The organism is Yersinia sp. 2545 StPb PI (assembly GCF_052217125.1).
Classification (GTDB): domain Bacteria; phylum Pseudomonadota; class Gammaproteobacteria; order Enterobacterales; family Enterobacteriaceae; genus Yersinia; species Yersinia enterocolitica_E.
Window position 1 is genome coordinate 3,447,921 of the sequence record NZ_JAZGPY010000001.1, and the last position, 26,084, is coordinate 3,474,004.

Genomic DNA, 26,084 nt, shown 5'->3' on the forward strand with positions numbered 1-26,084 from the left:
ACTTGGATAGTATAGAGACTGCAAGATATTATTTGAAATCCAACAAGTACGAAAAATTAACATAAATCGACTATGATAAAAGAAGTATATTCATCCATTCGCTATGGACCAAGAATAAAGCTAAAATATATTTTTATATATAGACATGGGTCTGACTATTATTTAGCCCATGTGCTGAAGTAAAATCAACTACTCCAGTTACAGGTTAAGATAATTATTTATACTAATTTTTATGGTGAAATATAATGAACAGATATTCGAAATCAGCCATTGAATATGGCTAATAAATGGAGATACATCATGTCACTAAAGCCCCCAGCAGAAACACAAGTTATTACGTGGGTAATCATCGGTGTCTTATCTGCCTGGGGAGGGGTGGTGAGATATCTAATAGATAAACAAGGAACCCGCTGCAAATGGAGTTGGATGGCTGTAATTAGCCAAGTAATAATATCGAGTTTCACCGGTTTATTAGGTGGATTATTGAGCTTTGAAAGCGGTGCTAGCTATTACATGACATTCATATTTTCTGGATTGTTTGGTGCAATGGGCAGCACAGCTCTGAGCTATATATGGCGTCGTTTCTTCAATCCTTCAGGGAGGTAAAATGAGTAACTTTATTCTTAGCCACATCAGTAAGAGTAATTTACGGGGCGTTCATCCCCATCTTATTAACATTGTGTATTTGGCACTTGAGATTGCAGATATAGATTTTTGTGTCATTGAAGGCGTCCGTGATATTTCACGTCAACGCCAAATGGTACTAACCGGTAAAAGCCAAACGTTAAATAGTCGTCATTTAACTGGACATGCTGTAGATCTTGCCCCATGGATAAATCAATCTATTCCATGGGATAACTGGAGTGCATTTAAAGTAGTTGCAAACGCAATGAAAATTTCCGCAGAAAAATTAAATATTCTCATAGTATGGGGGGGCGATTGGAAGACGTTAAAGGATGGCCCACATTTTGAACTCTCACGAAAGAGCTACCCATGATATTACCTATTTCAAAAATGTATAGTATCGGACTATTTCTAGCCATACTACTTGTTTGTGTATTATGGATACGCTATCAGCAACGAGCTTATAACCAAATTCAGCAAGATAATAAACAATTTAAAATGCAAAATGGCTTATTAAATAACCGGCTTTTACAACTAAAAAGTCAGGCTGAAAATTTAGCTTTTGTCATAACTAGACAAGCTCAAAATCAAACTGAATTGGAGACAAAAAATGATTTATTCCGTCAAAAGACTCGTACCGCTTTGGCGAAAAACTCTTTAGCTAATCAGCCTGTCCCTGTTGATGTTATTCGATTACAGCGCGAACTTATCGAACCAAAATAGCTATCCTTTCGAGCTTATTCCTCGCTCTATTTTTGAAAGAAGCGACGCACCACCATTCGATGTTGAGCGCTGGGGCAATTATCCAGATTATTTTTCCCGTCTATATCTAGCGTTGGAAAAGTGTAATCTGGATAAAGCCACTACCGCAGAGCTAATTTTTTCTGACATGAAACACCTAAAGTCCCCTACGAAAAGTCAAGAGTCATATCTTGCCCCTCTATGATGGCGAGATTCATATGTATTATGGTAATGAAAAATGAACTCTTGCTAGAGTTGTGGCCGTAATAATCATGAGCCAACAATGTTCCAATTTTCAATCAACATTATATTTCTCATTGCATTCTTTCAGAAAAAATCCAGTAATATAATCTCAGAGTTGAATCCCATTGGTTATTTATGGGGGTTTTATCTGTGCCAATCAGAGTAAAAAAACACATTGAATTATAGCAAGGTGTTCTATCAACTAATCAAATCTACATTGTCAGTAACTGGTTAACTTGCGACTAATTGTAATAAAAATTAAATTACCGCATTATGCCGAATCTATAAGTCAAAGTAATATAGCAGTAAGGTAAAATACATAATAAATAATTAAAATAAAAACATACAAATACTAATAACATTACTTTTAACCTAATATTGATTTTTTAATGAGTGACATGTTGAGTATTCTTCTGGCACCAACACTATGGTTGGCATAAAAAGAGGATGTAAAATATGAACAAGGTAACTATCACTATCAATACCGATACAAATGAAGTAGACGTTAAAAACTTAACTGAGGCTGATACCGAGAATTTAACTTTGACCGCAGCACAAGCCAGAGCTAGGGTGCCAACTGAGGTTGCTCCTAACTCAAGTACCGAGGTCCTTTATCGCAGCACACCGATTATTCCTGAAAGTCGTCGAAATGTAATGATCACTAATGATGGTGCTGCAAATATAATTACAGCTCAATATTATTGGTCGCACAGCTTTACGAGTCAATGGTTCTTGTATACCTCTATTGACGTAAATGTCGGTGATTCTAAGTTATTAGTTTCACCATCTAATTCATTATATTACAGTAAGGTTGTTCTAATTAACAATACAAACCGTAAGGCATATGTCACCGCTGAGGAAAAATAAACACCGCCTTAATATAAGGTAATTTATTTTTATAAAAAGGAAAATAAAACATTAACTGGTCTCACCTTCGCAATAGTTAAGGCCAAACATTTACTATTAAATTTTGACTTCTGCTTATGCAGAAGTGAGGCCATTAATTGTCTTTAATAAAGTAATGTCTTAAAAAGTGCGACATGATTTTTTATTTTAAACTTTAACTATAGGTATATTAAATGAATAACATTACAGAATATAGCAATACAGCGGCACTTGTTCCTTACAATGTATATGCTACTTCAGCCTTTGAATTTGACTGGGACTCCTCAGCAATTCTTAAGCAAGCAGTGCTTAAAGGGATATCATTCATTCCTTATGTCGGTGATTACTTATCCTCTATTATTGATTTCTTTTGGAAAGACCAAGAGAGGGATATCTGGCAGGAAATTTTGGGTCGGGTACAACAACTTATTGAAGAGAATGTACTTAAGGCTATTAAAGGTATTCTATTGGGTGATATTGCCGAACTTAAGGGGAAGATTGCCTCCGTAGTTGCAGCTTTGCAGGATCATCCTGGTACACCTGAAGCCAAAAGTCTATTTATGAGCGTATCGGTACATTTGGACAGTGTACAACGCAAGTTTACTACTTTTGATCACAAAACTAACTATCATATTTTGCCGATGTATTCAGCAACCGCGTTAATGCAAATAATGTACTGGACTATGGGCATTGAGCGTAAAGACGATATTGGACTGAACAGTAATGAAGTTGGGCAACTTCAACGAAATATTGATCTATTGGTTAAACATGTCGAAGGCTATATCCAAGGGATTTACGATACAGAATTAGAGATCCAATACAACGACTCTGCGCCTAATACTGTGGCTAACAATGTTATGTATGTACATGGCTACTGTCGGGTGCATGGCTTGGAGTACACCGAGATCATTCAAAATATCCAGAAAAATGGAAGCAATACGAAGGGACTGTATTTAAAAACACTGAGTTATTCAACCTTCTTTGGCTGGCCAACCAGTCAGGCACGAATTCTTGCATTAAAAGACGAAATTAATATGCCGGAGCCATTTAAGCCAAAATTAATAAATGGCCGTATAAACCAAATCAAGTCAGTTAAAGGTTTTATTCAACGTATCGGAGGCGCTTTACGGGTAGGTGGATTAGAAGTGACCTTTGAAAATGGTAATAAGTATCAACAAGGAACTGTTACCGGCGAATCTAGTTCAATTGACCTCAATGGGGGTGTCATTGAGACAATAGAAACCTGGGGTAATGGTGCTATTGACGAAGCCAAGTTTACCCTAAGCGACGGACGTATCTTAACTGTTGGTCAGCGCTATTCAACAAACTACAGAAAGTTTGCGCTCGAGGGGAAATATATTTCTGGTATTTTTATTGCCAGCGATCGAAGTGAACTATCCGGTCAAGCTGCAAATATTTGTGTTTCTTATCACCAAAAACAGTGAAATAAATAATTTAATCTATATAAAGCTGCATTTTTGCAGCTTTATCTTAAGTTAATTACAAAAGGAAAGTAAAAATGAATAAAATACCTCTGGCTTTATTTTTATATATTTTTTGCATTTCAGCTTATGCAGTGAAAGAAACGAGTTCAATTTCAGAAACAAGTATTCCACCTGAAAGGAGTATGCAACATTCTGCGAAGAATAGTGAAACCTACACCTATATAAAGTGTGTCTATAGGAAAAATAAAGATAAAAATTTTGATGCAACTTCATCTTGGGAATGGGGACGGGCGGGTAACGCAGCCAACAATTATGCTACAGTTAATGGTCATTGGTATTCTAACGCCATTCTAGCTAATATGTTTTATACAAAATCTAGCCACCAAGAAATAAAAAATGTTTGCATTAATACACTAAATAAAAAAGACATTAACTATAGTGACTTAATACCTTACGCATCTGATTACACTCTATCCTATTATTACTCATTCTGGAATGAAGGAAGTAATATTCCCTTAGTAGAAGTTGGCAAAGCGAAACTGGATAGAATGGTTGTTTTCGGTGATAGTTTATCTGATACGATTAATGTTTATAACGGTTCTTATGGAACAGTGCCAAATAGTAATACATGGTTTTTAGGGCATTTTTCAAACGGACTTGTTTGGCATGAATACCTGAGTAAAAAGCATATCAAGGTGCCTGGCTACACATGGGCAACGGGCAATGCAGAGAGTGGCAGTAATCTGATATTCTCAGGGTTTAGTCAGCAATTAGACTCATTTGAGTCTTATATGAAAAAATCTAATGGATATGATATTGGTCAAACTCTTTTTCTTGCTATGTTTGGCGGCAATGATTTTATCACGGGAAACAAATCACCTGATGATATTGTTAATAACTATAAAACCTCTTTAGTTCGATTGAAAAGTCTGGGAGCTAAGCAGGTTGCGATATTTACTCTCCCTGATTTCTCAACTATCCCTGCGGTTAAGAACTGGAGTCAGTCCGACAGAGATAAGTTAAAAAACAAATCCATTGAGTTTAATACGAAACTAAGCTCGTTAATTAATTCTTTAAAATTAACCTATCCTGATGTCAAATGGATTATGCCAGATTTAAATGCAGCTTTTGATAAAATAATCAAAAATCCCGCAAGCTTTAATTATGTAAACGCTAAAGATACTTGTCTGAATCTGAGAGATTCCAGTCTTGATTATATTGCAGGTGCATCACCTAAAGAGGAATGTAAAAATAGTAATGGAGCATTTATCTTCTGGGATAACATGCATACAACGACAAAAATGCATGAAGATATCAGTGATATTCTGGGTGATGAAATTAAATTTTTACTGTAAATGATCGTTAGCAATATAAGTAACCGTTATATAGAAATGGCGTATGTTCACTGTGGAGTGACATACGCCTCTTTATATTATTATAAAGGAGGAGTTGTATATAAATTATGATTATACACATGGCTATTCAAACCCTTGACGAATAGCTTTGCGAAAGAAGCGCAATGCAACCGCAGAGTCCCGTTTAGCGGCCAGCAAAAGGTCGATGGTTTGACCTACAGTATCGACCAAGCGGTACAGATATCGCAACAGGCCTTTGATTTTGATGTAAGTTTCATCCATTCGCCACCGCCGACCTACTGTGCGTTTGTGTCGGCGAAAAACCTTATCTAACAGCGGCACCCAACGATGCAGCATGGAATGGTCAACGACAATACCACGCTCTGCCATCATCTCTTCCAGGTTGCGTAAACTCTGTGAATAAGCCAGATACCAGCGGACACACTGAGCAATAATATCGACGGGATAATGCAGGCAACAAAAGGCGTTTCGGGTCAGAGACATGGGCAGGTAACATCACAAAAAACAGCATGCTACCTAACAACGCCTTAATGCGACAGAGCCATTTCATGTGGGGGTATCTCATCCCATTGAACCTCGGCTTCCCCCTATTTATACCCCCAACTATCTATAAAATTCAGTCGATGCGGATAAGCGTAGGGATACGAGGAAGTTCCAGAGATGCTATAAGGGATTAGTAACCTACAGGAGTGGAATTAAACGCATAACATACTGTTAAATAAATATATTTACCAAGTTCGATTTTCAAGATACCCCCAATGATACCCCCAAATAATTTTCCTTCCCCAAACCTGTACAAATAAATTACCAAGAATCGTGAAAGACGGTATTTGCTATCAGAATGATTTCATATCATCGCACTTCATTTTAATGGTTGTTATTTGACCACCAATTTAACAGTTGATTATGGATTCATAATCGCAAATAAAATTTCTCTATATATAACCAGAAAGTGGTCGGTTCGGTAGGTTCAGTCGGTTCACGGACGCATTTATTTGATATATAAGACAAATTAATTTTAAATTGAACCGACTCACGGTAGGTTCATCTCTCTACAAAGTCGGTTCAATAGCTTGTTGAACTTCCTTCAACCTGACGATAACCAAAAATAACTATTAATCTTCAATATGTTACTGTTTATCACTCATCTGATTGACTAAAAAAACCCCAATACCAACTTTATTAATCTCCTCTATGTCTAAACTATAAAAGATGTTCACAAAAAATCGTTTGTCAGAGAAAATTAAGAGGCAACATAGTTATGGATAACATTATTCAGTTAGTACCGTCACGTTGGGTTTCGGAATCAGTATTGATGGCTATAACTGGCTTAAAGAAAAATACCATTAAATATGCTAGAGATACTTCGTGGATGGAGGGGCGCGAGTACAAACACGTTTCAGGGAATGGAATCCCTCACGAAACAGCTGCTTGCTTCTACAACCGTGAATTGGTTGATGAATGGATACAAAAAATGCCAAAAGCAATACGTCGTGAGAGAAAGCCCACTTAGATAGGTAAGTTGCTGAGTATAGAATTGACGCACAACCAGCATTGAACGTGTGAAATAGTTAAAATATGGGTAAATCGGGCGACCGTTTAAGGCTTAATCTCTCTGTATCAGGCCGGTGACCCATCGGCCATTATCCCCTCCCCTGATAAATCCCCAGTATTTGTGTTACAAACTATTCGATCTATGATGCTTTAAACTCAGTGGCCCCCAAAGGCATCCAGCTAGTCCATATCTCAAGGAAGAGTAATGAAAGAATATGTAATCCCTACAATTCTAGCCGCGGTAAGCATAGTGAGCCTCTCATTTACCGCAATGTACCTATTTGTAACGGTCAACTAAAACCGGACACGGATTTAGGCACATTGCTGTAGTCGGCGTTCATATTCATCCGGCGATATATTTCCCAGCCGATAATGCCGCCTTTTCAGATTATAAAAACTGTCAATATAATCGATAACATCAGCGATACCCTGACTTCGGGTTTCATAACGACGATAGTTAACCCTCTCAGCTTTCAGGCTGCGGAAAAACCTTTCCGTAACAGCATTATCCAGGCAGTTACCTTTTCGGCTCATGCTACCTGTAACATCCAGCTCCTGCTGGCAGCATTGGAACTGCGCGCTGGTATATTGCGACCCTTGATCGCTATGGAACACCACAGACCCTGTGGGTCGTCGTTTATTGACCGCCAGCCTTAAGGCCCGGACAGTCAAGTCGCTGTCCGGTTTATCTGAGAAGGCCCAACTCACTATTTTTCTTGAACATAAGTCCATCACGATAGCCAGATATAACCAGCCCTGAGCGGTACGCAGATAGGTAATATCACCTGACCACCAGGTATTCAATGTCTCTGGATTAAACTGCCGGTTCAACAGATTAGCGGCCACGACAGCGGGTTTTCCACCGCGTGGATAGCGATGACGCCCGGGCCGTTTAGCTACCAGTAATAAGTTTTTCATTATCTGCCGAACGCGGTATCTGCCCACGTTAAAACCTTGTTCCCGTAACTCGATGCACATGCGCCGGCTGCCATATGTGGCATCCATTTCAGCGTGAACATGCTTAGCCGCCGCGTGCAACATCAGAACATCGGGCTTGATCATTAGCCGACGACTACGGGCATAAAATACGCTGCGCGTGAGCGATAAGCAGCGGCATACCTGTTGGATATTTGCACCGACCTTCTTCAGTTTCACCGCGACTTTTTGTCGTTGTTCATTTCCATGGCGAAGAAGGCCGAAGCCTTTTTTAACAGGTCATTGTCGCTCTGCAACTGCCGTACCTGCTTTTCAAGTTCTTGTATTCGCCGTTGTTCCGGTGTTATAGCACTGGCTATCGGTGTATTTCCGCGGATCTCTCCGCGATACTGCCTTAGCCAGCGTTGTAAGGTTGAAAGGCCAATATTCATTGTTTCAGCGGCCTGAGTCACCGGGTACTTATGTTGAAGAACCAGATTGATGCACTCTTGTTTAAACTCATGAGTAAATGATTTTTTTCGCATTCTCACCTCGTTAGTGTTGCTCATTATATCTCTAACAAAGTGTCCGGAATGATTAGACCACTACAATCATCATTGAACTGACTTTTAAAATCGAAGCGATTTCATTAAGAAGGTCAGATACTTCACAGGGAGCTAATTTAGCCATGAGTCACCCCCATAACATCGGACAGATTGATGCTATGTACTGCCAGCCATGCTTCGCGAGGCCATGATTTTACAGAGCCATACTGTGGATCCGGCACAATCTCAGGTTTAAAGCCATTCTCAAGACACCATTTCCGCAACGGATGCCACGCAAACTTCTGATGAGTCACATTTTCTACAGCTTTCACCGTGGCATGCTTTGTACTTTCCCCCAGCCGTTCTTCCAGTACACGACATTTGCGAGTGGCTGCACTTAGTTTGCCGAGGGCGCTGGCTTCACGTTTACGGCTAATCTGGCCTTTGGTACGAATAGCTTTGTCGGCGCGTTGCTTTTCAGCTAAACGGCCTTGCTCAGAGTCGATAGCCAACTTAAGGATTTCCAGACGACTGAGGTCGGGAATGGTTGCAGGTGCTGGCAATGCATCCCGTCGGGAGAAGTAAAACTCAGTGAGGTCGTTGAAGTAGTCCCACGCCTGATCCGTTTCTAACATCTTCGCGTGATTGGCCGCACCGCGTTCAGTCCAGAGCATAAGTGAGCGAGTTTTTGGTGAAATTTGCAGTTCGCTTAAAACTAGTCGCAAATTGTTGAGTTCAGTACCAACCACTTTGAAGAAATGCTTACCCTCAACAAAACGGGATTTATTTTCATGGTGGTTTTGCTGAATACGAATCACCGTTGTGCCATACCCAGCCGCAAGCTGCTCGGTGGTTGCCACACGCTGACCGCGATACTCAATAACCTGCAAATCTTTGGCCGCTAGCGGAGCCAGTTCAGTTTTTTTAGACATTGCACACCCCCTGCTCATTTTTCGCATCATGCTCTTCAAACCGTACGATGTTATGTACCGCCTCAGCCCACCAATACACCTGCAATCGTTGCTGCTCGTTCTCAATCAGAGGAATAACAACCGTCAACAAATGAAGCAGACCTGCTTTGACGCGTAATAAGCGAGTGCGAGATACATTCTCGCTGGTGTCAGGGATTGGCTTACCACGGCTGCCCATCAGTTCAGCAATCAGGGCTTGAGTTTCTTTGTATGAAGGTGGGTAGATATCATCCTCATCAAGGAGCTGCATGATGCTGGTGATCTGAACGTTGCTTAACCGGCGCTCTGTAGCCCCCAAGAGAACAGTGGCAGATGCTTTATCAAGGCTTTCAGCTTCACCACACCATGACAGTTTGAGAGCACCACCAGCAGCGTCTAATGCGCTAAATTCAACACGGTATTTTTTAAGCATTGCATACCCCCTGTGCAGGAATACGACCAGCAAAGGAAAGTACGAACTGACCAGCCAGAGAGCGGCGAGCATCTTGTTCAGAATGGGCAGTGACTGATTCGCGGTGCGGCGTTGCGTTCAGGTCAGAACGGCACACTGCGAGAAAGAGATACTGAAATTTAGGGCGAGTTTGGGTACTATGTTGTAATGCCATAGTGTAAGCCTCATTTACATTGTGGTTAGACGCCCTGCCAGTGTTCGAGCACTGCGGGGCGTTGCCATGTATACACCATGATACATTCAAGGTGAACACCACCAATGTATCTACAAGTGAACACCACGTCAATGATTGAATTAGAAAAATAATCGTGCATACTGAACACCACCTAATCGTATAGGATTCAGTAATGGCTACAGGTAGAAGGAACAACAAGTCACTACAGGTATCAGTGAGATTACCTCTAGAAGACTTAGAATCCATTGAGAAAGTTAAAGAGGATGGCGAAAGCACTGCAGGATTTTTGATTGCTGCGGCGCAAGGCGAAATTAAACGCCGCCAGCGTAAGAAGTCCAAAGCTGAACCATCTGAGTAATCCCAAAGGGTAGCACTGTGAATGCTACCCTTTTCTTTGCCTGAACCCGAATACTGTTCGTGTTTGGTTAAACTCGGTGAATTGCCGTTTTTGAGCGGCGTTTGCTGAGCCGAATATTTGGCTGAGCGGTAATCTCCATTATATTCTGGAGATTGGTATAGATTGCTTGCTTCAGGTACTACGGAAGTTTCGTAGTTTAAATTTTGAGCGTCAGTATTACTGACTTTCAACTGCTCCGAAATTAACGGGTTAGTCTCCGACTCGCTCAAAGATAGTCGGTTCAGGGTGCCAACCAAGGGAAATGCCTTTTTCTGGCTGGCTACTGGAGTTGTAAGCATCATGTCACCACCTCCACACGCAGACCTTTAGCTGTGTAGCCCTGAACCTGTTTACCATTCACACGAACCCGCTTTTTAGTCAGTAAACGGATGTGGTCACCGTATACATGAAGTAATTTTCCATCTAAAGCGACCTCGTTATAACCATATCGAGGCTTGTGTGACACCTGCACAAATGGGTTGTAAGCCTTGCTATTAGCGGGAACTGGTGCGACAACCCCCTTATCTTTGCCGGTTACTCGATACAACCAGAATCGTCCGTCTTTCCCTGTCAACTTTCGCGTACGAACCGGAACATAGCCAGCTTTGCGCATGGCTACACTGAATGCTGAGTCATCAGGATAATACTGACGACGAATATTCGCAGGGACAGAAATAGCGAAACTTTGTTTAGTCCAATACTCTGTCCACTGATCAACAAACTCGATAGGCAAACCATTAACGTTAATACCGCTGAGTACGATTTTAGGCTGAGTTTGGGTACTGCCAATTAAGGCATTTAATTTTTTCATGTTTAATTACTCTTCGTTAAATCGCTTGATAGTTGTAGCGATGGAAATCAAATGCTGGATTAAACCTAACGCAAATACACGCAACAAATGCACACCCTATATGCTTAATTAGGCGACCTCTTTGCGGGATTCAGCGATGCGTTGGTTGATCCACTCGTCAATTTCGCTTTCAACGAAGGCAATAGAACGGGTACCTATTTTAATGGATTGAGAGAAGCGATTCTGGTTCATCAGGCGATATAACCACGCCTTACTGTAGCCAGTGCGTTTTTGTACCTCATGAAAACGAATTAAAGAAGATTGAGACATGTAACCCCCTGTTTTACTGATGCGCCTTAGAAAGACGCTGGTAGACAACGGGGTTAATCTTATCTTTGTAGTACGTCAGAACTTTGGAATATTCCAATTTATCGTGGAAAATTATAAATATCAGCTCCTATCCAGATCGACCCCTTTAAGCCACTTATCGATAGTTTTTCCGGCAGGTAACTTTAGTCCAAGCGTATCAAAATCTTTGTTAATTTCGCTTTGAAGATTATCAAAATGTTTTCTTGGATTGTTTAATATATCTTCATCTTTATAAACAAGAAATAGAAGAGACTTTATTAGCTTCGCCATTGATGTGAAAGTTTTGTTTCCTATATTTTCTTTTACTGTTCCTTTTTCACGTTTAATTTCATCGACTAAACCAAATAAATTAATTTTCTGTCCGCCATTCATCAATACGGTTAACTCATCATCCATAATTACAAAGTCTTCAACTGAAAATGTACGAGACTCATAAAAGCAAGGGCCGCCCGGTTCAAATCCCTCAGTGGAAGCCCCCCATTCCCCAGCAGAGTTATCAATATTAAATCTTGGTTGAATCAATTGAAAAACATCAGCTTTTCTTTGTCTTTCAAAAGCAGGCAACGTTAATTCAATGTGAGAAATAGCGAACCACCCCTTCACATAATCGGGCCAACAAGGTTGATCTTCTTCCGCTGTAAAAAAATAAGCATTAGAATCCATTGAGATAATATTATATTTAGATGAGTAATGCATAACGCACCCTTCAGGGGTTTTACGCAATTCATCAATTAACTCATCAGAAATATCAGTATTAAAATAACAATCGCTATTATATTTTTCATTAGACTCATAATGAACGCAGATCTGCAAAATACCGATTGCCGCAAAGTGTAAAAGATCCCCTATTTCGCAGTTTGCTTTTTTAGCAGCTTGCTGGAGTGTGTAATATTCTCTCTTTGGTAATCCCATATACGCCACCTCGCATCCTCTAAATATTGAGGACTATGCCAGCCAGTAGAGGTGTACTAGTTTTCGGGGATCAGCCTAGGCATAGCCTTATTCTCTTGAGGTCTACTATAAATCACCACTGTATACTCGTCCAGCACCTACCCCACTAATGCATGACACCACTTCACATTTTCACATCAAACTGTGGTGAACAATTTCGGCTTATCAATTACAGGTTTAGGGTGATTTAGCTGAGGGAAAGCCAGTTTTGCGGGAGATAACGCGGTTAGGGTCGGTTCAAATGGCCTAAAGTCGGTTCAGGGTCGGTTCAAAAAATGAATTAATTAACTTATAAATCAATAAACTAAAATATTGAACCGACTGAACCTACTGAACCGACCCTTTTTTATTCCTCACGGAAGAATTTTATCCAAAACTAATCTTTTGACTGACGTTCCAGGCTATCCATATAGTCGGCATACCACTGAAGCATTTCTCGACGACCATCCAGATACTGGGCGTGATTGTAGGTACCACGAATGCTGTTTTTATCCACGTGTGCCAACTGTGTTTCTATCCACGCAGTATTAAACCCCTGCTCATGTAAAATGGTGCTCATAGTGTGACGGAAACCATGACCAGTGGCTTTACCATGATAACCAATACGTTTTATGACCTGATTAATACTGGCTTCGCTCATTGGCTTTAAGCTGTCATTACGACCGGGGAATACCAGTTTAAATCGCCCAGTAATCTCATGTAATTGACGCAGTAATGCCAAAACTTGCTCTGATAAGGGAACCAAGTGAGGACGACGCATTTTCATTCTGGCGGTGGGAACTTCCCAGACGGCTTTGTCCAAGTCAAATTCTAGCCACTCAGCAGCCCGTAGTTCAGTTGTACGAACACCGGTAAGCATAAGGAGTCGTGTTGCTATTCTAGTGACTGTACTGCCGCTATAGGCGTTGAGAGCATTAAGGTATGCGGGAAGCTCGTTCGCTAAGAGGTGGGGGTAATGCGTATGCTTCTGAACAGCCAGAGCGCCAGCTAGTTCACTTGCTGGATTGTTCTCTGCTCTGCCAGTTACGATCGCATAACGGAAAGTTTGGCTGCATGCCTGGCGGATTTTACGCATTTTATCGAGGACGCCGCGCTTTTCTAACTTGCGTAGGGTTTCGAGAATTTCTAGAGGTTTGATTTCGGCAACTGGACGTTTGCCAACGTAAGGGAAGATGTCTTTTTCGAATGACTCCATTAAATCTTCAGCATAACCTTTGGACCAATTGGGCCTTTTGTAGGCATGCCATTCTCTGGCTAGAGCTTCGAACGTGTTATCAATGCTGACTTTTCTGGTTTGTTTTTCTACTTTCTTTTCTTCACCAGGGTCGCCGCCCACTGCGAGTATACGCTTTGCCTCATCTCTTTTTGCTCTAGCTTCAGCAAGAGTGATATCAGGATAGACCCCAAATGCGAGCAATTTTTCTTTACCGGCGATCCGATACTTCAGCCGCCAACAACGTGAACCAGTAGTTTTTACTAACAAAAATAATCCACCTCCATCAGATAGCTTATAGGGCTTCTCTTTTGGCTTTGCAGTATCGACCTGTCGAGCGTTCAATTTCATTTGGGGGTATCTCACTTCATTGAACCTAGACATACCCCCAATAGTACCCCCACTTTGTTGTTGATTGCAGTGGATGTAGGTAGACGTTGGGATGCTAGGAATTGTCAGAGAGGCTGATTATATAAGGGATTAGTAGACTTAGATAGACGGCAAAAGAAGTATAGATGGTACGCCCTACAGGATTCGAACCTGTGACCTACGGCTTAGAAGGCCGTTGCTCTATCCAACTGAGCTAAGGGCGCATTTGATATTTACCGCAGCACAGAACACTGCCGGTAGTCAGTTGCGGGTTGGATTATACGGGCAGTCTCTTTCGAGTCAATGGGTTTTCGCCTTACGGTTTATCATCTGGCTATTTAATCGTTAATTAATCGTTATTATATGCCTGACAGCACGACCCGCTTCTGACAAAATAGGCACATTCCCGCTTTTTTTAATTGATGGATCCCTCCACTGATGTCAGCAAAAATTATTGATGGTAAAACGATTGCTCAGCAGGTAAGAAATGAAGTTGCTGCGTTGGTACAGAAACGTTTGGCTGCCGGTAAGCGTGCTCCCGGCCTTGCTGTAGTATTAGTTGGTGTCAACCCAGCCTCACAAATTTATGTCGCCAGTAAGCGTAAGGCGTGCGAAGAGGTCGGTTTTGTTTCGCGTTCTTATGATCTGCCAGTGACCACCACTGAAGCAGAGTTGCTGGCATTGATTGATTCACTGAATGACGATGGTGAAATTGATGGGATTCTGGTGCAACTGCCACTGCCTGCAGGCATTGATAATGTCAAAGTGCTGGAACGTATCCACCCAGATAAAGACGTAGATGGCTTCCACCCGTATAACGTGGGCCGCCTGTGTCAACGCGCACCGAAATTGCGCCCTTGCACCCCACGCGGCATCGTTACTTTGCTGGAGCGTTATAATATCTCGACATACGGCCTCAATGCAGTTGTGGTCGGTGCATCCAATATTGTAGGCCGCCCGATGAGCCTTGAACTGCTGCTAGCAGGTTGCACTACCACCGTCACGCATCGTTTTACCAAAAATCTGCGCCAACATGTGGAAAATGCTGACTTGCTGGTGGTTGCCGTGGGTAAACCCGGTTTTATTCCCGGTGAATGGATTAAACCTGGTGCTATCGTGATTGATGTAGGCATTAACCGTCTGGAAAGTGGTAAAGTAGTCGGCGATGTAGAATTTGATGTCGCCGTTGAGCGTGCGGGTTGGATTACACCGGTTCCCGGTGGCGTCGGGCCGATGACCGTTGCAACACTGATACAAAATACCTTGCAAGCCTGCGAGGAATATCACGACATCAACGAAAATTGATTGTAAGGACAGGAATGGACATTTTTCATTTGGAAAAACACCCACACGTTGAGCTGTGTGACTTATTAAAGTTACAGGGCTGGAACGACAGCGGTGCCTCAGCGAAAGCCGCCATCGCAGATGGACAGGTGAAAGTCGACGGGAATGTAGAAACACGTAAGCGCTGCAAAATCCTGGCTGACCAGATTGTTGAGTTTCAAGGCATGAAAGTGCAGGTTAAAGCCTAATCACCTCAGCAAAGGCGAGTTCTAGCTGGTTATTGCGAAAGACTGCCATGGCGAGATAAGGGCAAAAAAATGCGGTTACTGGTCAGCACCAGAACCGCAATTTTTTTAGATGCAGATAGCTAAATTGCACCTATCCACCCAATACCATGCTATTTACGGCGCCATATCGTCCCTTGTGGGCCATCTTCCAGCACAATACCCAGCTCATTCAACTGATCACGGGCCGAATCGGCCAGCGCCCAATCTTTACTGCTACGGGCATCGTTACGTTGCTTAATTAACGCTTCTATTTTTGCTACTTCGTCGTCATTAGTCTGCGCGCCACTATGTAAAAACAGCTCTGGATCCTGCTCTAATAATCCCAGCACATGGGCCAGTTTACGCAATTCTGCCGCTAAGCCATTCGCCGCCATAATATCTTCAGTTTTTAGGCGGTTTACTTCACGGGCAATATCAAACAGTACCGAATAGGCTTCTGGAGTATTGAAATCATCATCCATTGCGGCACGGAAACGCGCTTCAAACTCTGCACCACCCGCAGGCATCGCACTCGCATCAGTACCACGCAGAGCGGTATACAGGCGTTCTAGTGAGGCACGTGCCTGTTTCAGGTTCTCTTCGCTGTAGTTAAGCTGACTGCGATAGTGGCCGGACATCAGGAAGTAACGTACGGTTTCAGCATCGTAATAGGCCAGCACATCACGAATAGTAAAGAAGTTATTCAGTGATTTAGACATTTTTTCTTTGTCAATCATCACCATACCGGAGTGCATCCAGTAGTTCACATAGGGACCATCATGGGCACAGGTAGATTGCGCAATTTCATTTTCGTGGTGCGGGAACATCAAATCAGAACCACCGCCGTGAATATCAAAATGTGCGCCCAACTGTTTGCCATTCATCGCCGAGCACTCGATATGCCAGCCAGGGCGGCCCGGGCCCCAAGGTGATGCCCAACTTGGTTCACCCGGTTTAGACATTTTCCACAAGACAAAATCCATCGGATTGCGTTTAACATCAGCCACTTCAACCCGGGCACCGGCCTGCAATTGATCCAAATCCTGACGGGACAGCAAACCGTAATCAGGGTCACTGTCCACAGCAAACATCACATCGCCATTTGACGCGACATAAGCGTGATCACGGGCAATCAAACGCTCAGTCAGCGCAATAATTTCAGGAATATGGTGAGTCGCACGCGGCTCTAAATCAGGGCGTTCAAGATTCAGTGCATCGAAATCTTTATGCATTTCTGCCAGCATACGTGTCGTCAGTTGCTCACAGCTTTCATTGTTTTCCAATGCGCGCTTGATAATTTTATCGTCAACATCGGTAACATTACGCACATACGTCAGAGAGTAACCTAAATAACGCAAATAACGCGCCACGACGTCGAAAGCGACAAAAGTACGCCCATGCCCAATGTGACACAGGTCATAAATGGTGATCCCGCATACGTACATACCAATTTTACCGGCATGAATAGGCTTGAATTCCTCTTTTTGGCGACTCAGTGTATTAAAAATCTTTAGCATCGGGACATTCCGTGGTTTTTGTTTTGCGGTAAGCATGGTTTATACCCAAACTCATTGGCGTTGCCGGTAGAGCGCAAACAACGTCAAGGGCGAGGGAGATAAAAGGATATCACCAGATTATGCGGTAAATCAGCCACTGATTCAGCACTTTTTCACACTTCTTGCTGGCGTTTCGAGTGCTGACTCAATCTCAGAGTTATGATATAAGAGCCGTCTAAAGAGTTACGACTCATTTGTGAATACACTATTACACTAGCAGGAACATTATTATGGTCACGTTTCATACTAATCACGGCGATATCGTCGTCAATACCTTCGCGGATAAAGCGCCGGTTACCGTTGAAAACTTCCTGAACTACTGCCGTAAAGGCTTCTATGATAACACTATCTTCCACCGTGTTATCGACGGTTTCATGATTCAAGGCGGTGGTTTTGAGCCGGGCATGAACCAGAAAACCACGGATGCAACTATCAAAAACGAAGCTAACAACGGCCTGAAAAACACCCGTGGCACCCTGGCAATGGCGCGTACCAACGATCCGCACTCTGCCACTGCACAGTTCTTCATTAACGTTGCCGACAACGACTTCCTGAACTTCCGTTCAGAGCGCCCAGATGGTTGGGGTTACTGCGTATTTGCTGAAGTTACTGAAGGTTTGGACGTTGTTGATAAAATCAAAAACGTTGCTACTGGCCGTAGCGGTATGCATCAGGATGTACCAAAAGAAGATGTGATCATCAAAAGCGTCACTATCAGCGAATAATGACAGCTTAATGAGCACGCTTTTTATTGCAGATTTGCATCTTAGCGTTCAGGAACCGGCAATCACTGCCGGTTTCCTGCATTTTATACAGCGTGAAGCCATTCATGCTGATGCGTTATATATCCTGGGTGATCTGTTCGAGTCCTGGATTGGCGATGATGACCCCGAACCACTGTACCGGCAAGTTGCCGCTGCGCTGAAATCACTCCAACAACGGGGTATACCTTGCTACTTTATCCACGGTAATCGTGACTTTTTGCTCGGTAAACACTTTGCTCAAGAAAGCGGGATGATCCTGCTGCCGGAAGAGATAGTCGTCGAACTGTATGACCGTAAAATTGTTATTTTACATGGTGATACACTGTGCACCGATGACACCGAATATCAGCATTTTCGTCGTAGAGTACATAATCCACTGATTCAAAAACTGTTCCTGTGGCTACCTCTGCGTTTTCGTTTACGCATTGCGGCTTATATGCGTAACCAAAGTCAGCAGAACAATAGCGGCAAATCTGAACTTATCATGGATGTAAATCCACAAGCAGTGATTGATAGCTTCCAACGTAATGGCGTCAGTTGGATGATCCACGGGCATACGCATCGCCCAGCGGTTCACCCCGTAGCACTCCCCGCCACAACCGCCCATCGTGTGGTTCTCGGTGCCTGGCATGTTGAGGGTTCGATGGTCAAAGTCACGGCAGACAGTGTTGAGTTGATTAAATTCCCATTTTGACCTTCAGGTTTATCTGGCGAGTGGGTATAAAAAACCGATAAATCCCACTAAAAGCCGCGACGCAACCGTTTTCCTCGCCTTTGGCTCATGATATGCTCTACGCCCTCTTCGCCAGTCACGATTTAAGTAAAATCATTCTGGCCGACGCTTGCGCAATCACAGGAGCTTTACACTCATGGGAGCTAACCTCGATTCGGCTTATGCAGCCGGGGTTAAAATCGCTATCGTAATGGGGTCCAAGAGTGACTGGGCCACCATGCAGTTCGCCGCTGACGTGCTCACCACGCTCAATGTTCCATTTCATGTGGAAGTTGTCTCCGCACACCGCACCCCCGATAAGCTGTTCAGTTTTGCCGAGTCAGCCCAAGCCAATGGCCTACAGGTGATAGTTGCCGGTGCCGGTGGTGCTGCACATCTGCCGGGTATGATTGCGGCAAAAACGCTGGTACCTGTTTTAGGTGTTCCGGTACAAAGTGCTGCGCTGAGTGGCGTCGACAGCCTGTATTCGATTGTACAAATGCCGCGCGGTATCCCGGTGGGAACCTTGGCTATCGGTAAAGCCGGTGCTGCCAATGCCGCCTTGCTGGCCGCACAAATATTGGCATTGCACGATGCTGAATTAGCCGCTCGTCTGGCTGATTGGCGCAAAAGCCAAACTGACGAAGTGCTGGATAATCCAGATCCTCGGGTGCCAGACTTACAGGTGAAGGCATGAAACCAGTTTGCGTATTAGGTAATGGTCAGCTAGGACGCATGCTGCGTCAGGCTGGCGAACCCCTGGGTATTGCAGTTTATCCGGTGGGCTTGGATGCAGAACCTGAAGCCGTGCCTTATCAGCACAGTGTGATTACCGCCGAGATTGAGCGCTGGCCAGAAACAGCGTTAACCCGCGAACTCGCCACACACACGGCTTTTGTTAACCGCGATATCTTCCCGCGTCTGGCAGATCGCCTGACACAAAAGCAATTGCTCGATAGCCTGAATCTGCCAACCGCACCCTGGCAGCTATTAGCAAGTAGCAGCGAATGGCCGCAGGTCTTTGCAACATTAGGTGAGCTAGCCATTGTCAAACGTCGGGTCGGAGGCTATGACGGACGTGGTCAGTGGCGGTTGCGGGCAGGTGATCAAGATACCTTGCCAACTGATGCTTACGGTGAATGCATCGTTGAGCAAGGGATTAAATTCAGCGGTGAAGTTTCGCTGGTCGGCGCACGCAGCAGCCAAGGCAAATCGGTGTTTTACCCGTTAACCCACAATCTGCATGAAGATGGCATCCTGCGTATGAGCGTGGCTTTGCCACAGCCCGATAGCAGATTACAGCAACAAGCTGAAAAAATGCTGTCAGCCATTATGGATAAGCTGAATTATGTTGGCGTAATGGCCATGGAGTGCTTTATCGTTGGCGACAATCTGTTGATCAATGAGCTGGCACCACGGGTGCATAATAGCGGTCACTGGACGCAAAATGGTGCGTCAATAAGCCAGTTTGAACTGCACCTGCGCGCCATTTTGGACCTGCCCTTACCGACGCCGGTGGTTAACACCCCGTCAGCGATGGTCAACCTGATTGGCACGCCAGTGAACATCGAATGGCTATCTCTGCCGTTGGTGCATCTGCACTGGTATGAAAAAGAAGTGCGCGCAGGCCGTAAAGTAGGTCATATGAATTTGAACCATCCCGATGGCGCACAATTACGTGCAGCTCTGGCCGCACTCGCGCCGTTGTTACCAGCGGAATACCAGAACGCGCTGATCTGGGCGCAGGATAAGCTGTAACTCATCTGGCCTGCCCCACAAATCATTGGCGTTGCAGCCACACTGCAACGCCAGGTTACCCAAATAGGCTAACTGTCATAATTGCGGAACAGCGCCCTTCCCTGTAACAAACGCGCACCTAACCAACCGCCACACAATGACAACAATAGCGCGCCAGCCAACGGCAACAGCCACCACATCACCCAATTAGGCTGCCACGGGAAATCAAACACTAAGCGCTGTAATGCCCACAGTGCCGCCTCAGCTCCGATGGCAGCAGCCAGCCCGGCAACCAACCCCAGTAAGGCAAACTCCCACCACAAGGTACCTCGCAGTAAGCGTTTACTTGCGCCAAGTGTCCGGTAAACCACCAGCTCCTGACGGCGCTGACGCATCCCGACTTGAACCTGCGCCAGCAGCAATAAAGTGCCGCAGATGATAACCAGTATCACCATCACTTCCAGTGCACGACTCACCTGCTGCAACACCTGCCCGACCTGTTTAAGCATCGCGCCAATATCCAGCAAACTGAGTGTTGGGAATTGCCGATTCAGTTGTGTCAGCACCTCCCCGTCTCCTTGATAGCGGAAACTGGTCAGCCAGGTTTGTGGCTGTTTGTCCAATGCACCCGGCGGGAAGATAAAGTAGAAGTTTGGCCGCAGGCTTTCCCAATCCACCTGACGAATACTGCTAACTTTGGCTTCGAATGACTGCGTATCGCCGCTAAATGTCAGTTTATCGCCAATTTTAATCCCCAGTCTGTCAGCAATTCCTTGTTCCATCGACACTTCATCGGCTTTAGGTGGCCATTGACCGGCGGTCAAAATATTGTGCGCCGGTAAATCTTGCTGCCAGGTCAGATTCAATTCACGGTTAACCGCCTCGCCACCGGGTTCATCTTCGCGCACCCGCTCGGTGGCCAGTTGCTGGTTAATTTCAGACAGCCGTACCCGCACGATTGGATAGAACGTTGATGGCGTTATCTGATGTTGCGTCAGAAACTCAGTTACCTGTGGCACCTGTTGCGGTGTCATATTCAGCAAGAAGTAATTCGGGCTGTCCGGCGGCAATTGTTGCTGCCAACGATCCAATAGGTCCCCACGCAGTACCAATAATAATGCTAACAGCATAAAGGATAAGGAGAATGCCGCCAGTTGCGTTAACGTCATCCACGGTTGACGTAGCAAACGGTTGATTGCCAGACGCAATGATAGACGGGTAACAGTCAGGCGGCGCAACAGTACCAGACTGCCCCAGCCAATCACGCCCAGTAATAACGCCAATACCACCATGCCAGCCAGAATGGCCCACAATAACGCGTTCCCCCCCATCAGCAATGCCAATAAGCCAATCACGATAACCAGCATTGCAGGAATAAAGTAACGCAGCGGCCAAACATTCGCGGAAACATCACGGCGCAAAACCCGTAGCGGCTGGGTCGCGAGCAGTTGCCGATAGGGGCGAACACCCACCAGCAGCGAAATCAATACCAGCGAACCCATTGACCATACCCATGGCCATAAACCGGCTGCTGGCAATGCGGCCGGTAATACCGGTGACAATAAACGAACTAAAACCTTCTCGAATAAGAGGCCAATCACGCTGCCACACAGGCCTGCCAACACCAGCACCGACAGCCACTGACCGATAATCAACCGCCGCAGTGCACGGTGTCCTGCACCTAATGTTTTCAGTACCGCAACTAAATCATAGCGGCTACGGCAATAGTGGCCCATCGCCACCGCAACGGCAGCAATCGAAAGTAGTAACGTCAATAGCGCCGATAACAGCAAGAACTGCTGCGCCCGTTGCAGCGATTTCCCCAGCGCGCCACCTGATTCTTGTAAACCATACAACCGCTGCTCTGGTTTCAATTGTGGCGTAAGCCAGTCACTAAATTGGGTGACGCCATCAGGCTGGCCGGCGAACATATAACGATAGGTCAGACGGCTACCCGGCTGAATCGCGCCGGTCTTTTCCACGTCAGCCAGATTGATCAAAATACGCGGCGCGGTTTGGAATGGATTAAAGCCAGAATCAGGCTCCTGAATCACTTCACCGACAATTTTCAGTGAAGTATCACCGACATCCAGCATATCGCCGACCTTAACCCCAAGCAGCGACAACAGCCTTGGTGCCACCAACACCGTACCCGGTTCCAGCACCGCGCCAACAGGCAACGTATCTAATTTGCCATACAACGGATAGGCTAAATCTGTGGCTTTTACATCAGCCAGTTGTGGGCGATCGCCCGCGAAAGTCATGGTCATAAACGATAACTGGCGACTGACGGTCAACCCTTGCCGTTTAGCTTCCAGCAACCACGCTTCAGGAACCGGATGCGCCGCGCTCAGCACCCGATCGCCGGCTAAAAAATCGCGGCTTTGCTGACTCAGCCCTTTTTCCATCCGGTCACTGATGGTACCCAGCGCCAGCACACAAGCCACCGCCAGTGTTAATGCCAGCCAGACAATTAACAGTGAGGGTGAGCGCCACTCACGCCAAAACCAGCGCCAAATCATGCTTCCTCCCACAATTTGCCGTCCCGCAGCCGCAAGCGGCGCTGACAACGCCCCGCCAGTTGTACATCATGGGTAACCAGAATCAGTGTGGTGTCATAATCCCGATTCAATGAAAACAGCAGATCAGCAATTCTGTCACCGGTATGGCGGTCAAGATTACCGGTCGGTTCATCGGCAAATAACACTTTAGGCCGCCCACTGAAGGCTCGGGCCAGTGCTACCCGCTGCTGCTCACCGCCAGAAAGCTGAGCGGGCAGATGATGTAGCCGTTTGCCCAATCCGAGTTGCTCTAATAACTCCACCGCATGGGCCTTACTATTGCGTTCGCTCTCTCCACGCAACAATGCAGGAAGCTGAACGTTCTCTAACGTATTGAGTGTGGGTACCAACATAAATGACTGAAACACGAAGCCGACGTTTTTTGCACGTAATTGCGCGCGCCCTTCTTCATCCATGGCGGTCAAAGACTGGCCGAGTAAACTCACCTCACCACTGCTGCCATCATCAAGCCCTGCCAGTATCCCCAGCAAAGTTGACTTACCGGAACCCGACTCACCAATCAGCGCAATTGTCTGGGCGGGTTTGACAACCAGCTCAACTCCGGTAAGGATGGAGAGCTGTTGCTCACCCTGGCCGACGTATTTATTAAGATGATGAACTTCAAGAACGTTTTCCGCTGGCATCTTCCCTTCCTTTTACTGTTGGGATTATTCAGTTTGCGTGCCGCCGCAACCGATACACTGTTAATTCTTGGCGATAGCTTAAGCGCCGGTTACCGCCTGCCGATTGCCGAAGCATGGCCTTCACGGCTGGATAAAACATGGCAGGGAACACCGTCACTGCCGAAGGTAGTCAATGCCAGTATCAGTGGTGACACCGCCGCTCAAGGTTTGGCCCGCCTACCGTCCCTACTCAAACAACACCAGCCGCGCTGGGTGCTGATAGAACTGGGAGCAAATGACGGTCTGCGTGGTTTTCCAACACAAGATACTCAACGGGATCTGACACAAATTATCAATCAGATATTGGAAGCAAAAGCACAACCTTTATTGATGCAAATCCGCATTCCGCCTAACTATGGTCGCCGTTATACTGATGCTTTCACCGCGATGTATCCACAACTGGCACAGCAATTTAACATTCCATTGGTCCCTTTCTTTATGGAAGCTGTTGCTGTGAAACCGCAGTGGATGCAGGATGATGGCTTACACCCTAACGCCGCGGCCCAACCCTTCATCGCGGATTGGATGGCGCAACAACTTAAACCATTAGTGACCAATAAGCAGTAATAACACTTGTTCAAACAAATAGAATCACTCACCAGGTAAAGTTATGCAAAAAACTGTATTAATTACCGGTTGTTCCAGCGGTATCGGGCTGGTTGCGGCACAGGATTTGAAAAACAGGGGCTATCGCGTACTGGCCGCCTGCCGTAAACCTGATGATGTGGCAAAGATGACGCAATTGGGTCTGGAAGGTATTGAACTGGATTTGGATGACAGTGCCAGTGTGGAACGTGCTGCTGCGCAGGTTATCGAACTGACTGGCGGGCGCCTATACGGCCTGTTTAACAATGGTGGTTTCGGCCTGTATGGCCCATTGCACACCATTTCACGCCAGCAGTTGGAAAAGCAGTTTTCCACCAATCTATTCGGCACCCACCAGCTCACGCAATTGCTGTTGCCAGCAATGTTGCCTCACGGAGAAGGGCGTATAATTCAAACCAGTTCGGTGATGGGGTTGGTTTCTACCGCGGGTCGCGGCGCTTATGCGGCCAGCAAATATGCGTTGGAAGCGTGGTCTGATGCACTACGTATGGAACTGCACGACAGTGGTGTACATGTTTGTCTGATTGAACCCGGCCCTATCAGTACCCATTTTACACAAAACGTCAATCAGGCCGAGGCCGATAAACCGGTCAATAATCCCGGTATCGCAAAGCGATTTACCCTGCCCCCGCAGGCTATATTACCGAAATTACGCCATGCACTGGAAAGCCCGCGCCCACAATTGCGCTATCCTGTCACATTAGTGGCCCATGCATTGACCCTATTGCGCCGCATCCTACCGGGGCGAATGTTAGATAAAGTCCTGCGCGGTAATGCCTAACTGACTATCCAAAAATAGTTGGGGTTGAAGCAACATAATCTGCCCCCATCTAGTGTTAAAACGGATGAGAGAAATAATTCATGCTAGCACCTACTACGATTGATATTACTGAAGCAAACCTACACCAGGCCTTAGAACAATCCATGGCCGTGCCGGTACTGTTCTACTTTTGGTCCGAACGCAGCCAGCATTGTCTGCAACTGACGCCAGTGCTGGATAAACTGGCCGCAGAGTATGCCGGTCAATTCATTCTGGCTCGTGTCGACTGCGATGCAGAGCAGATGGTGGCGTCACAGTTTGGTTTACGCTCAATTCCGGCGGTTTATCTGTTTAAAGACGGTCAACCGGTGGATGGCTTCCAAGGACCACAGCCGGAAGAGGTTATCCGCGAGCTATTACAACGGGTATTGCCGAAACCTGAAGAATTGAAAGTTGCCGAAGCCGCACAATTGTTAAGCGAAGGCAAAGTGCAAGAAGCACTGCCACTGCTGAAAGATGCCTGGGCGCTGAGTGGGCAAAACAGTGAAATTGGCCTGCAACTGGCTGAAGTGCAAATTCAGTTGAACCGCAGTGAAGATGCTGAAACGGTGCTGGCAACCATTCCACTGCAAGACCGTGATACCCGTTATCAAGGGCTGATTGCTGAGATTGAGTTGCTCAAACAAGCTGCCGACACGCCAGAGATCCAACAGTTACAACAGCAATTGACTGAGCAGCCTGATAACGTCGAACTCGCGGTGCAATTGGCGCTACAACTGCATCAGGTTGGCCGCAATGAAGAGGCTTTAGAGCTGTTGCTGAGCCATTTGAAGAAAGATCTGGCTGCCGCGAACGGTACTGCACGTAAGACATTAATGGATATTTTAGCTGCACTAGGCACCGGCGATGCACTGGCCGCCAAATATCGTCGTCAACTTTACTCATTACTGTACTGACAGCGAAAGTTAATCGCCATAACCTTTTTGGCGATCCCTTATTTGCTACTGCGCGGGGGCATCCCGCGCGGTTTTATTCTGCCCCAGCCAAGTTTTTTCTCATTTACACGCTTTTACCTGCCTTTAGTTAGGCATTTAACCACCGGTCACGTAATATTAAGAAACAAATATCATTGCTGACAGGA

Annotated in this window: 28 protein-coding genes, 1 tRNA gene and 1 pseudogene; 16 read left to right on the forward strand and 14 right to left on the reverse strand. The window is 45.3% G+C overall.

The window, feature by feature from the left end:
* Positions 1-300 precede the first annotated feature (300 nt).
* From V1955_RS16090 to V1955_RS16115, 6 genes are all read left to right on the forward strand, one after another.
* The gene (locus V1955_RS16090) at positions 301-606 is read left to right on the forward strand and encodes a phage holin family protein (RefSeq protein WP_083159806.1); all 306 of its coding nucleotides are present in this window, start codon (positions 301-303) and stop codon (positions 604-606) included.
* Position 607: 1 nt separating this feature from the next.
* A complete protein-coding gene (locus V1955_RS16095; RefSeq protein ID WP_083159808.1) occupies positions 608-997 on the forward strand; it encodes a M15 family metallopeptidase in 390 nt (129 codons plus the stop codon).
* Positions 994-1,347: a DUF2570 domain-containing protein gene (locus tag V1955_RS16100; RefSeq protein ID WP_083159811.1), complete on the forward strand. Its 354-nt coding sequence runs from the start codon at positions 994-996 to the stop codon at positions 1,345-1,347. The genes V1955_RS16095 and V1955_RS16100 overlap by 4 nt, the downstream gene beginning before the upstream one ends.
* 717 nt (positions 1,348-2,064) lie before the next feature.
* Entirely contained in the window at positions 2,065-2,475 is a 411-nt protein-coding gene (locus tag V1955_RS16105) for a hypothetical protein (RefSeq protein WP_372568819.1), read from the forward strand.
* 212 nt (positions 2,476-2,687) lie between these two features.
* Positions 2,688-3,938 carry an insecticidal delta-endotoxin Cry8Ea1 family protein gene (locus V1955_RS16110; RefSeq protein WP_442821148.1) on the forward strand — a complete coding sequence of 417 codons (1,251 nt, stop codon included), beginning with the start codon at positions 2,688-2,690 and terminating at the stop codon, positions 3,936-3,938.
* A 74-nt stretch (positions 3,939-4,012) separates the two neighbouring features.
* The gene (locus V1955_RS16115; RefSeq protein WP_442821149.1) at positions 4,013-5,293 is read left to right on the forward strand and encodes an SGNH/GDSL hydrolase family protein; all 1,281 of its coding nucleotides are present in this window, start codon (positions 4,013-4,015) and stop codon (positions 5,291-5,293) included.
* A gap of 138 nt (positions 5,294-5,431) precedes the next feature.
* Here V1955_RS16115 and V1955_RS16120 read toward each other — a convergent pair.
* Positions 5,432-5,797 (reverse strand): annotated as a pseudogene (locus tag V1955_RS16120) (IS6 family transposase); the annotation flags it as partial.
* Between the two features lie 778 nt (positions 5,798-6,575).
* Here V1955_RS16120 and xisR point away from each other — a divergent pair.
* Entirely contained in the window at positions 6,576-6,827 is a 252-nt protein-coding gene (xisR, locus tag V1955_RS16125; protein ID WP_167312756.1) for an excisionase family protein, read from the forward strand.
* 353 nt (positions 6,828-7,180) lie between these two features.
* Here xisR and V1955_RS16130 read toward each other — a convergent pair whose 3' ends face one another.
* The 10 genes from V1955_RS16130 to V1955_RS16175 form a co-directional block, all read right to left on the reverse strand.
* A complete protein-coding gene (locus V1955_RS16130; RefSeq protein ID WP_342222724.1) occupies positions 7,181-8,023 on the reverse strand; it encodes an IS3 family transposase in 843 nt (280 codons plus the stop codon).
* Positions 8,020-8,328, reverse strand: a complete 309-nt coding sequence (locus V1955_RS16135; RefSeq protein ID WP_050136220.1) for a transposase — start codon at positions 8,326-8,328, stop codon at positions 8,020-8,022. The genes V1955_RS16130 and V1955_RS16135 overlap by 4 nt, the downstream gene beginning before the upstream one ends.
* A 137-nt stretch (positions 8,329-8,465) precedes the next feature.
* Positions 8,466-9,260, reverse strand: coding sequence for an ORF6N domain-containing protein (locus tag V1955_RS16140; protein WP_145602848.1), 795 nt, complete (start codon positions 9,258-9,260; stop codon positions 8,466-8,468).
* Positions 9,253-9,711: a hypothetical protein gene (locus V1955_RS16145; RefSeq protein WP_442821150.1), complete on the reverse strand. Its 459-nt coding sequence runs from the start codon at positions 9,709-9,711 to the stop codon at positions 9,253-9,255. Before V1955_RS16145 ends, V1955_RS16140 begins: the two co-directional genes overlap by 8 nt.
* Positions 9,704-10,624 (reverse strand): host cell division inhibitor Icd-like protein, encoded by a 921-nt coding sequence (locus V1955_RS16150; protein WP_442821151.1) that lies wholly within the window; start codon positions 10,622-10,624, stop codon positions 9,704-9,706. The genes V1955_RS16145 and V1955_RS16150 overlap by 8 nt, the downstream gene beginning before the upstream one ends.
* Entirely contained in the window at positions 10,621-11,133 is a 513-nt protein-coding gene (locus V1955_RS16155) for a hypothetical protein (RefSeq protein ID WP_442821152.1), read from the reverse strand. Before V1955_RS16155 ends, V1955_RS16150 begins: the two co-directional genes overlap by 4 nt.
* A 108-nt stretch (positions 11,134-11,241) precedes the next feature.
* On the reverse strand, positions 11,242-11,442 hold the full coding sequence (locus tag V1955_RS16160) for a helix-turn-helix transcriptional regulator (RefSeq protein WP_442821153.1): 201 nt from the start codon (positions 11,440-11,442) through the stop codon (positions 11,242-11,244).
* Between the two features lie 120 nt (positions 11,443-11,562).
* Entirely contained in the window at positions 11,563-12,393 is an 831-nt protein-coding gene (locus tag V1955_RS16165; protein ID WP_099460549.1) for a hypothetical protein, read from the reverse strand.
* A gap of 415 nt (positions 12,394-12,808) precedes the next feature.
* Positions 12,809-13,996, reverse strand: coding sequence for a tyrosine-type recombinase/integrase (locus V1955_RS16170; RefSeq protein WP_050288483.1), 1,188 nt, complete (start codon positions 13,994-13,996; stop codon positions 12,809-12,811).
* Positions 13,997-14,161: 165 nt separating this feature from the next.
* A tRNA-Arg gene (locus V1955_RS16175) sits at positions 14,162-14,238 on the reverse strand.
* A gap of 214 nt (positions 14,239-14,452) precedes the next feature.
* Here V1955_RS16175 and folD point away from each other — a divergent pair.
* A complete protein-coding gene (gene folD, locus V1955_RS16180) occupies positions 14,453-15,319 on the forward strand; it encodes a bifunctional methylenetetrahydrofolate dehydrogenase/methenyltetrahydrofolate cyclohydrolase FolD (RefSeq protein WP_083159903.1) in 867 nt (288 codons plus the stop codon).
* Positions 15,320-15,333: 14 nt separating this feature from the next.
* A complete protein-coding gene (gene ybcJ / locus V1955_RS16185) occupies positions 15,334-15,546 on the forward strand; it encodes a ribosome-associated protein YbcJ (protein ID WP_004390634.1) in 213 nt (70 codons plus the stop codon).
* A 149-nt stretch (positions 15,547-15,695) separates the two neighbouring features.
* Here the strand turns inward: ybcJ and cysS are convergent, their stop codons facing one another.
* Positions 15,696-17,081: a cysteine--tRNA ligase gene (cysS, locus tag V1955_RS16190; protein ID WP_442821154.1), complete on the reverse strand. Its 1,386-nt coding sequence runs from the start codon at positions 17,079-17,081 to the stop codon at positions 15,696-15,698.
* A gap of 269 nt (positions 17,082-17,350) precedes the next feature.
* Between cysS and ppiB the strand changes: the two genes are divergently transcribed.
* The 4 genes from ppiB to purK all read left to right on the forward strand — a co-directional run bounded on the left by ppiB (position 17,351) and on the right by purK (position 20,354).
* On the forward strand, positions 17,351-17,845 hold the full coding sequence (gene ppiB / locus V1955_RS16195) for a peptidylprolyl isomerase B (protein ID WP_005182430.1): 495 nt from the start codon (positions 17,351-17,353) through the stop codon (positions 17,843-17,845).
* 10 nt (positions 17,846-17,855) lie between these two features.
* Positions 17,856-18,578: a UDP-2,3-diacylglucosamine diphosphatase gene (locus V1955_RS16200; RefSeq protein ID WP_442821155.1), complete on the forward strand. Its 723-nt coding sequence runs from the start codon at positions 17,856-17,858 to the stop codon at positions 18,576-18,578.
* Between the two features lie 175 nt (positions 18,579-18,753).
* The gene (purE, locus tag V1955_RS16205) at positions 18,754-19,293 is read left to right on the forward strand and encodes a 5-(carboxyamino)imidazole ribonucleotide mutase (RefSeq protein ID WP_083159909.1); all 540 of its coding nucleotides are present in this window, start codon (positions 18,754-18,756) and stop codon (positions 19,291-19,293) included.
* Entirely contained in the window at positions 19,290-20,354 is a 1,065-nt protein-coding gene (purK, locus tag V1955_RS16210) for a 5-(carboxyamino)imidazole ribonucleotide synthase (RefSeq protein WP_442821156.1), read from the forward strand. Before purE ends, purK begins: the two co-directional genes overlap by 4 nt.
* Positions 20,355-20,422: 68 nt before the next feature.
* Here the strand turns inward: purK and ybbP are convergent, their stop codons facing one another.
* Together ybbP and ybbA are read right to left on the reverse strand one after the other, a co-directional pair.
* The gene (gene ybbP, locus V1955_RS16215) at positions 20,423-22,855 is read right to left on the reverse strand and encodes a putative ABC transporter permease subunit YbbP (RefSeq protein ID WP_372568786.1); all 2,433 of its coding nucleotides are present in this window, start codon (positions 22,853-22,855) and stop codon (positions 20,423-20,425) included.
* Positions 22,852-23,538: a putative ABC transporter ATP-binding protein YbbA gene (gene ybbA, locus V1955_RS16220; RefSeq protein WP_372558232.1), complete on the reverse strand. Its 687-nt coding sequence runs from the start codon at positions 23,536-23,538 to the stop codon at positions 22,852-22,854. The genes ybbP and ybbA overlap by 4 nt, the downstream gene beginning before the upstream one ends.
* On the opposite strand from ybbA, the gene tesA reads away from it, so the two are divergent.
* The 3 genes from tesA to V1955_RS16235 all read left to right on the forward strand — a co-directional run bounded on the left by tesA (position 23,509) and on the right by V1955_RS16235 (position 25,899).
* Positions 23,509-24,144: a multifunctional acyl-CoA thioesterase I/protease I/lysophospholipase L1 gene (gene tesA / locus V1955_RS16225; protein ID WP_193784833.1), complete on the forward strand. Its 636-nt coding sequence runs from the start codon at positions 23,509-23,511 to the stop codon at positions 24,142-24,144. The genes ybbA and tesA overlap by 30 nt on opposite strands.
* 43 nt (positions 24,145-24,187) lie before the next feature.
* Positions 24,188-24,964, forward strand: coding sequence for an SDR family oxidoreductase (locus V1955_RS16230; protein ID WP_372558231.1), 777 nt, complete (start codon positions 24,188-24,190; stop codon positions 24,962-24,964).
* An 80-nt stretch (positions 24,965-25,044) separates the two neighbouring features.
* A complete protein-coding gene (locus V1955_RS16235; RefSeq protein WP_442821157.1) occupies positions 25,045-25,899 on the forward strand; it encodes a co-chaperone YbbN in 855 nt (284 codons plus the stop codon).
* Positions 25,900-26,084: the final 185 nt, after the last annotated feature.

What these genes read in the sequence shown, in the direction of transcription:
- V1955_RS16090 (WP_083159806.1), top strand. Translation starts at nt 301, where the DNA reads ATGTCACTAAAGCCCCCAGCAGAAACACAAGTTATTACGTGGGTAATC.
- V1955_RS16095 (WP_083159808.1), top strand. Translation starts at nt 608, where the DNA reads ATGAGTAACTTTATTCTTAGCCACATCAGTAAGAGTAATTTACGGGGC.
- V1955_RS16100 (WP_083159811.1), top strand. Translation starts at nt 994, where the DNA reads ATGATATTACCTATTTCAAAAATGTATAGTATCGGACTATTTCTAGCC.
- V1955_RS16105 (WP_372568819.1), top strand. Translation starts at nt 2,065, where the DNA reads ATGAACAAGGTAACTATCACTATCAATACCGATACAAATGAAGTAGAC.
- V1955_RS16110 (WP_442821148.1), top strand. Translation starts at nt 2,688, where the DNA reads ATGAATAACATTACAGAATATAGCAATACAGCGGCACTTGTTCCTTAC.
- V1955_RS16115 (WP_442821149.1), top strand. Translation starts at nt 4,013, where the DNA reads ATGAATAAAATACCTCTGGCTTTATTTTTATATATTTTTTGCATTTCA.
- xisR (WP_167312756.1), top strand. Translation starts at nt 6,576, where the DNA reads ATGGATAACATTATTCAGTTAGTACCGTCACGTTGGGTTTCGGAATCA.
- V1955_RS16135 (WP_050136220.1), bottom strand. Translation starts at nt 8,328, where the DNA reads ATGCGAAAAAAATCATTTACTCATGAGTTTAAACAAGAGTGCATCAAT.
- V1955_RS16140 (WP_145602848.1), bottom strand. Translation starts at nt 9,260, where the DNA reads ATGTCTAAAAAAACTGAACTGGCTCCGCTAGCGGCCAAAGATTTGCAG.
- V1955_RS16145 (WP_442821150.1), bottom strand. Translation starts at nt 9,711, where the DNA reads ATGCTTAAAAAATACCGTGTTGAATTTAGCGCATTAGACGCTGCTGGT.
- V1955_RS16150 (WP_442821151.1), bottom strand. Translation starts at nt 10,624, where the DNA reads ATGATGCTTACAACTCCAGTAGCCAGCCAGAAAAAGGCATTTCCCTTG.
- V1955_RS16155 (WP_442821152.1), bottom strand. Translation starts at nt 11,133, where the DNA reads ATGAAAAAATTAAATGCCTTAATTGGCAGTACCCAAACTCAGCCTAAA.
- V1955_RS16160 (WP_442821153.1), bottom strand. Translation starts at nt 11,442, where the DNA reads ATGTCTCAATCTTCTTTAATTCGTTTTCATGAGGTACAAAAACGCACT.
- V1955_RS16165 (WP_099460549.1), bottom strand. Translation starts at nt 12,393, where the DNA reads ATGGGATTACCAAAGAGAGAATATTACACACTCCAGCAAGCTGCTAAA.
- V1955_RS16170 (WP_050288483.1), bottom strand. Translation starts at nt 13,996, where the DNA reads ATGAAATTGAACGCTCGACAGGTCGATACTGCAAAGCCAAAAGAGAAG.
- folD (WP_083159903.1), top strand. Translation starts at nt 14,453, where the DNA reads ATGTCAGCAAAAATTATTGATGGTAAAACGATTGCTCAGCAGGTAAGA.
- ybcJ (WP_004390634.1), top strand. Translation starts at nt 15,334, where the DNA reads ATGGACATTTTTCATTTGGAAAAACACCCACACGTTGAGCTGTGTGAC.
- cysS (WP_442821154.1), bottom strand. Translation starts at nt 17,081, where the DNA reads ATGCTAAAGATTTTTAATACACTGAGTCGCCAAAAAGAGGAATTCAAG.
- ppiB (WP_005182430.1), top strand. Translation starts at nt 17,351, where the DNA reads ATGGTCACGTTTCATACTAATCACGGCGATATCGTCGTCAATACCTTC.
- V1955_RS16200 (WP_442821155.1), top strand. Translation starts at nt 17,856, where the DNA reads ATGAGCACGCTTTTTATTGCAGATTTGCATCTTAGCGTTCAGGAACCG.
- purE (WP_083159909.1), top strand. Translation starts at nt 18,754, where the DNA reads ATGGGAGCTAACCTCGATTCGGCTTATGCAGCCGGGGTTAAAATCGCT.
- purK (WP_442821156.1), top strand. Translation starts at nt 19,290, where the DNA reads ATGAAACCAGTTTGCGTATTAGGTAATGGTCAGCTAGGACGCATGCTG.
- ybbP (WP_372568786.1), bottom strand. Translation starts at nt 22,855, where the DNA reads ATGATTTGGCGCTGGTTTTGGCGTGAGTGGCGCTCACCCTCACTGTTA.
- tesA (WP_193784833.1), top strand. Translation starts at nt 23,509, where the DNA reads ATGAACTTCAAGAACGTTTTCCGCTGGCATCTTCCCTTCCTTTTACTG.
- ybbA (WP_372558232.1), bottom strand. Translation starts at nt 23,538, where the DNA reads ATGCCAGCGGAAAACGTTCTTGAAGTTCATCATCTTAATAAATACGTC.
- V1955_RS16230 (WP_372558231.1), top strand. Translation starts at nt 24,188, where the DNA reads ATGCAAAAAACTGTATTAATTACCGGTTGTTCCAGCGGTATCGGGCTG.
- V1955_RS16235 (WP_442821157.1), top strand. Translation starts at nt 25,045, where the DNA reads ATGCTAGCACCTACTACGATTGATATTACTGAAGCAAACCTACACCAG.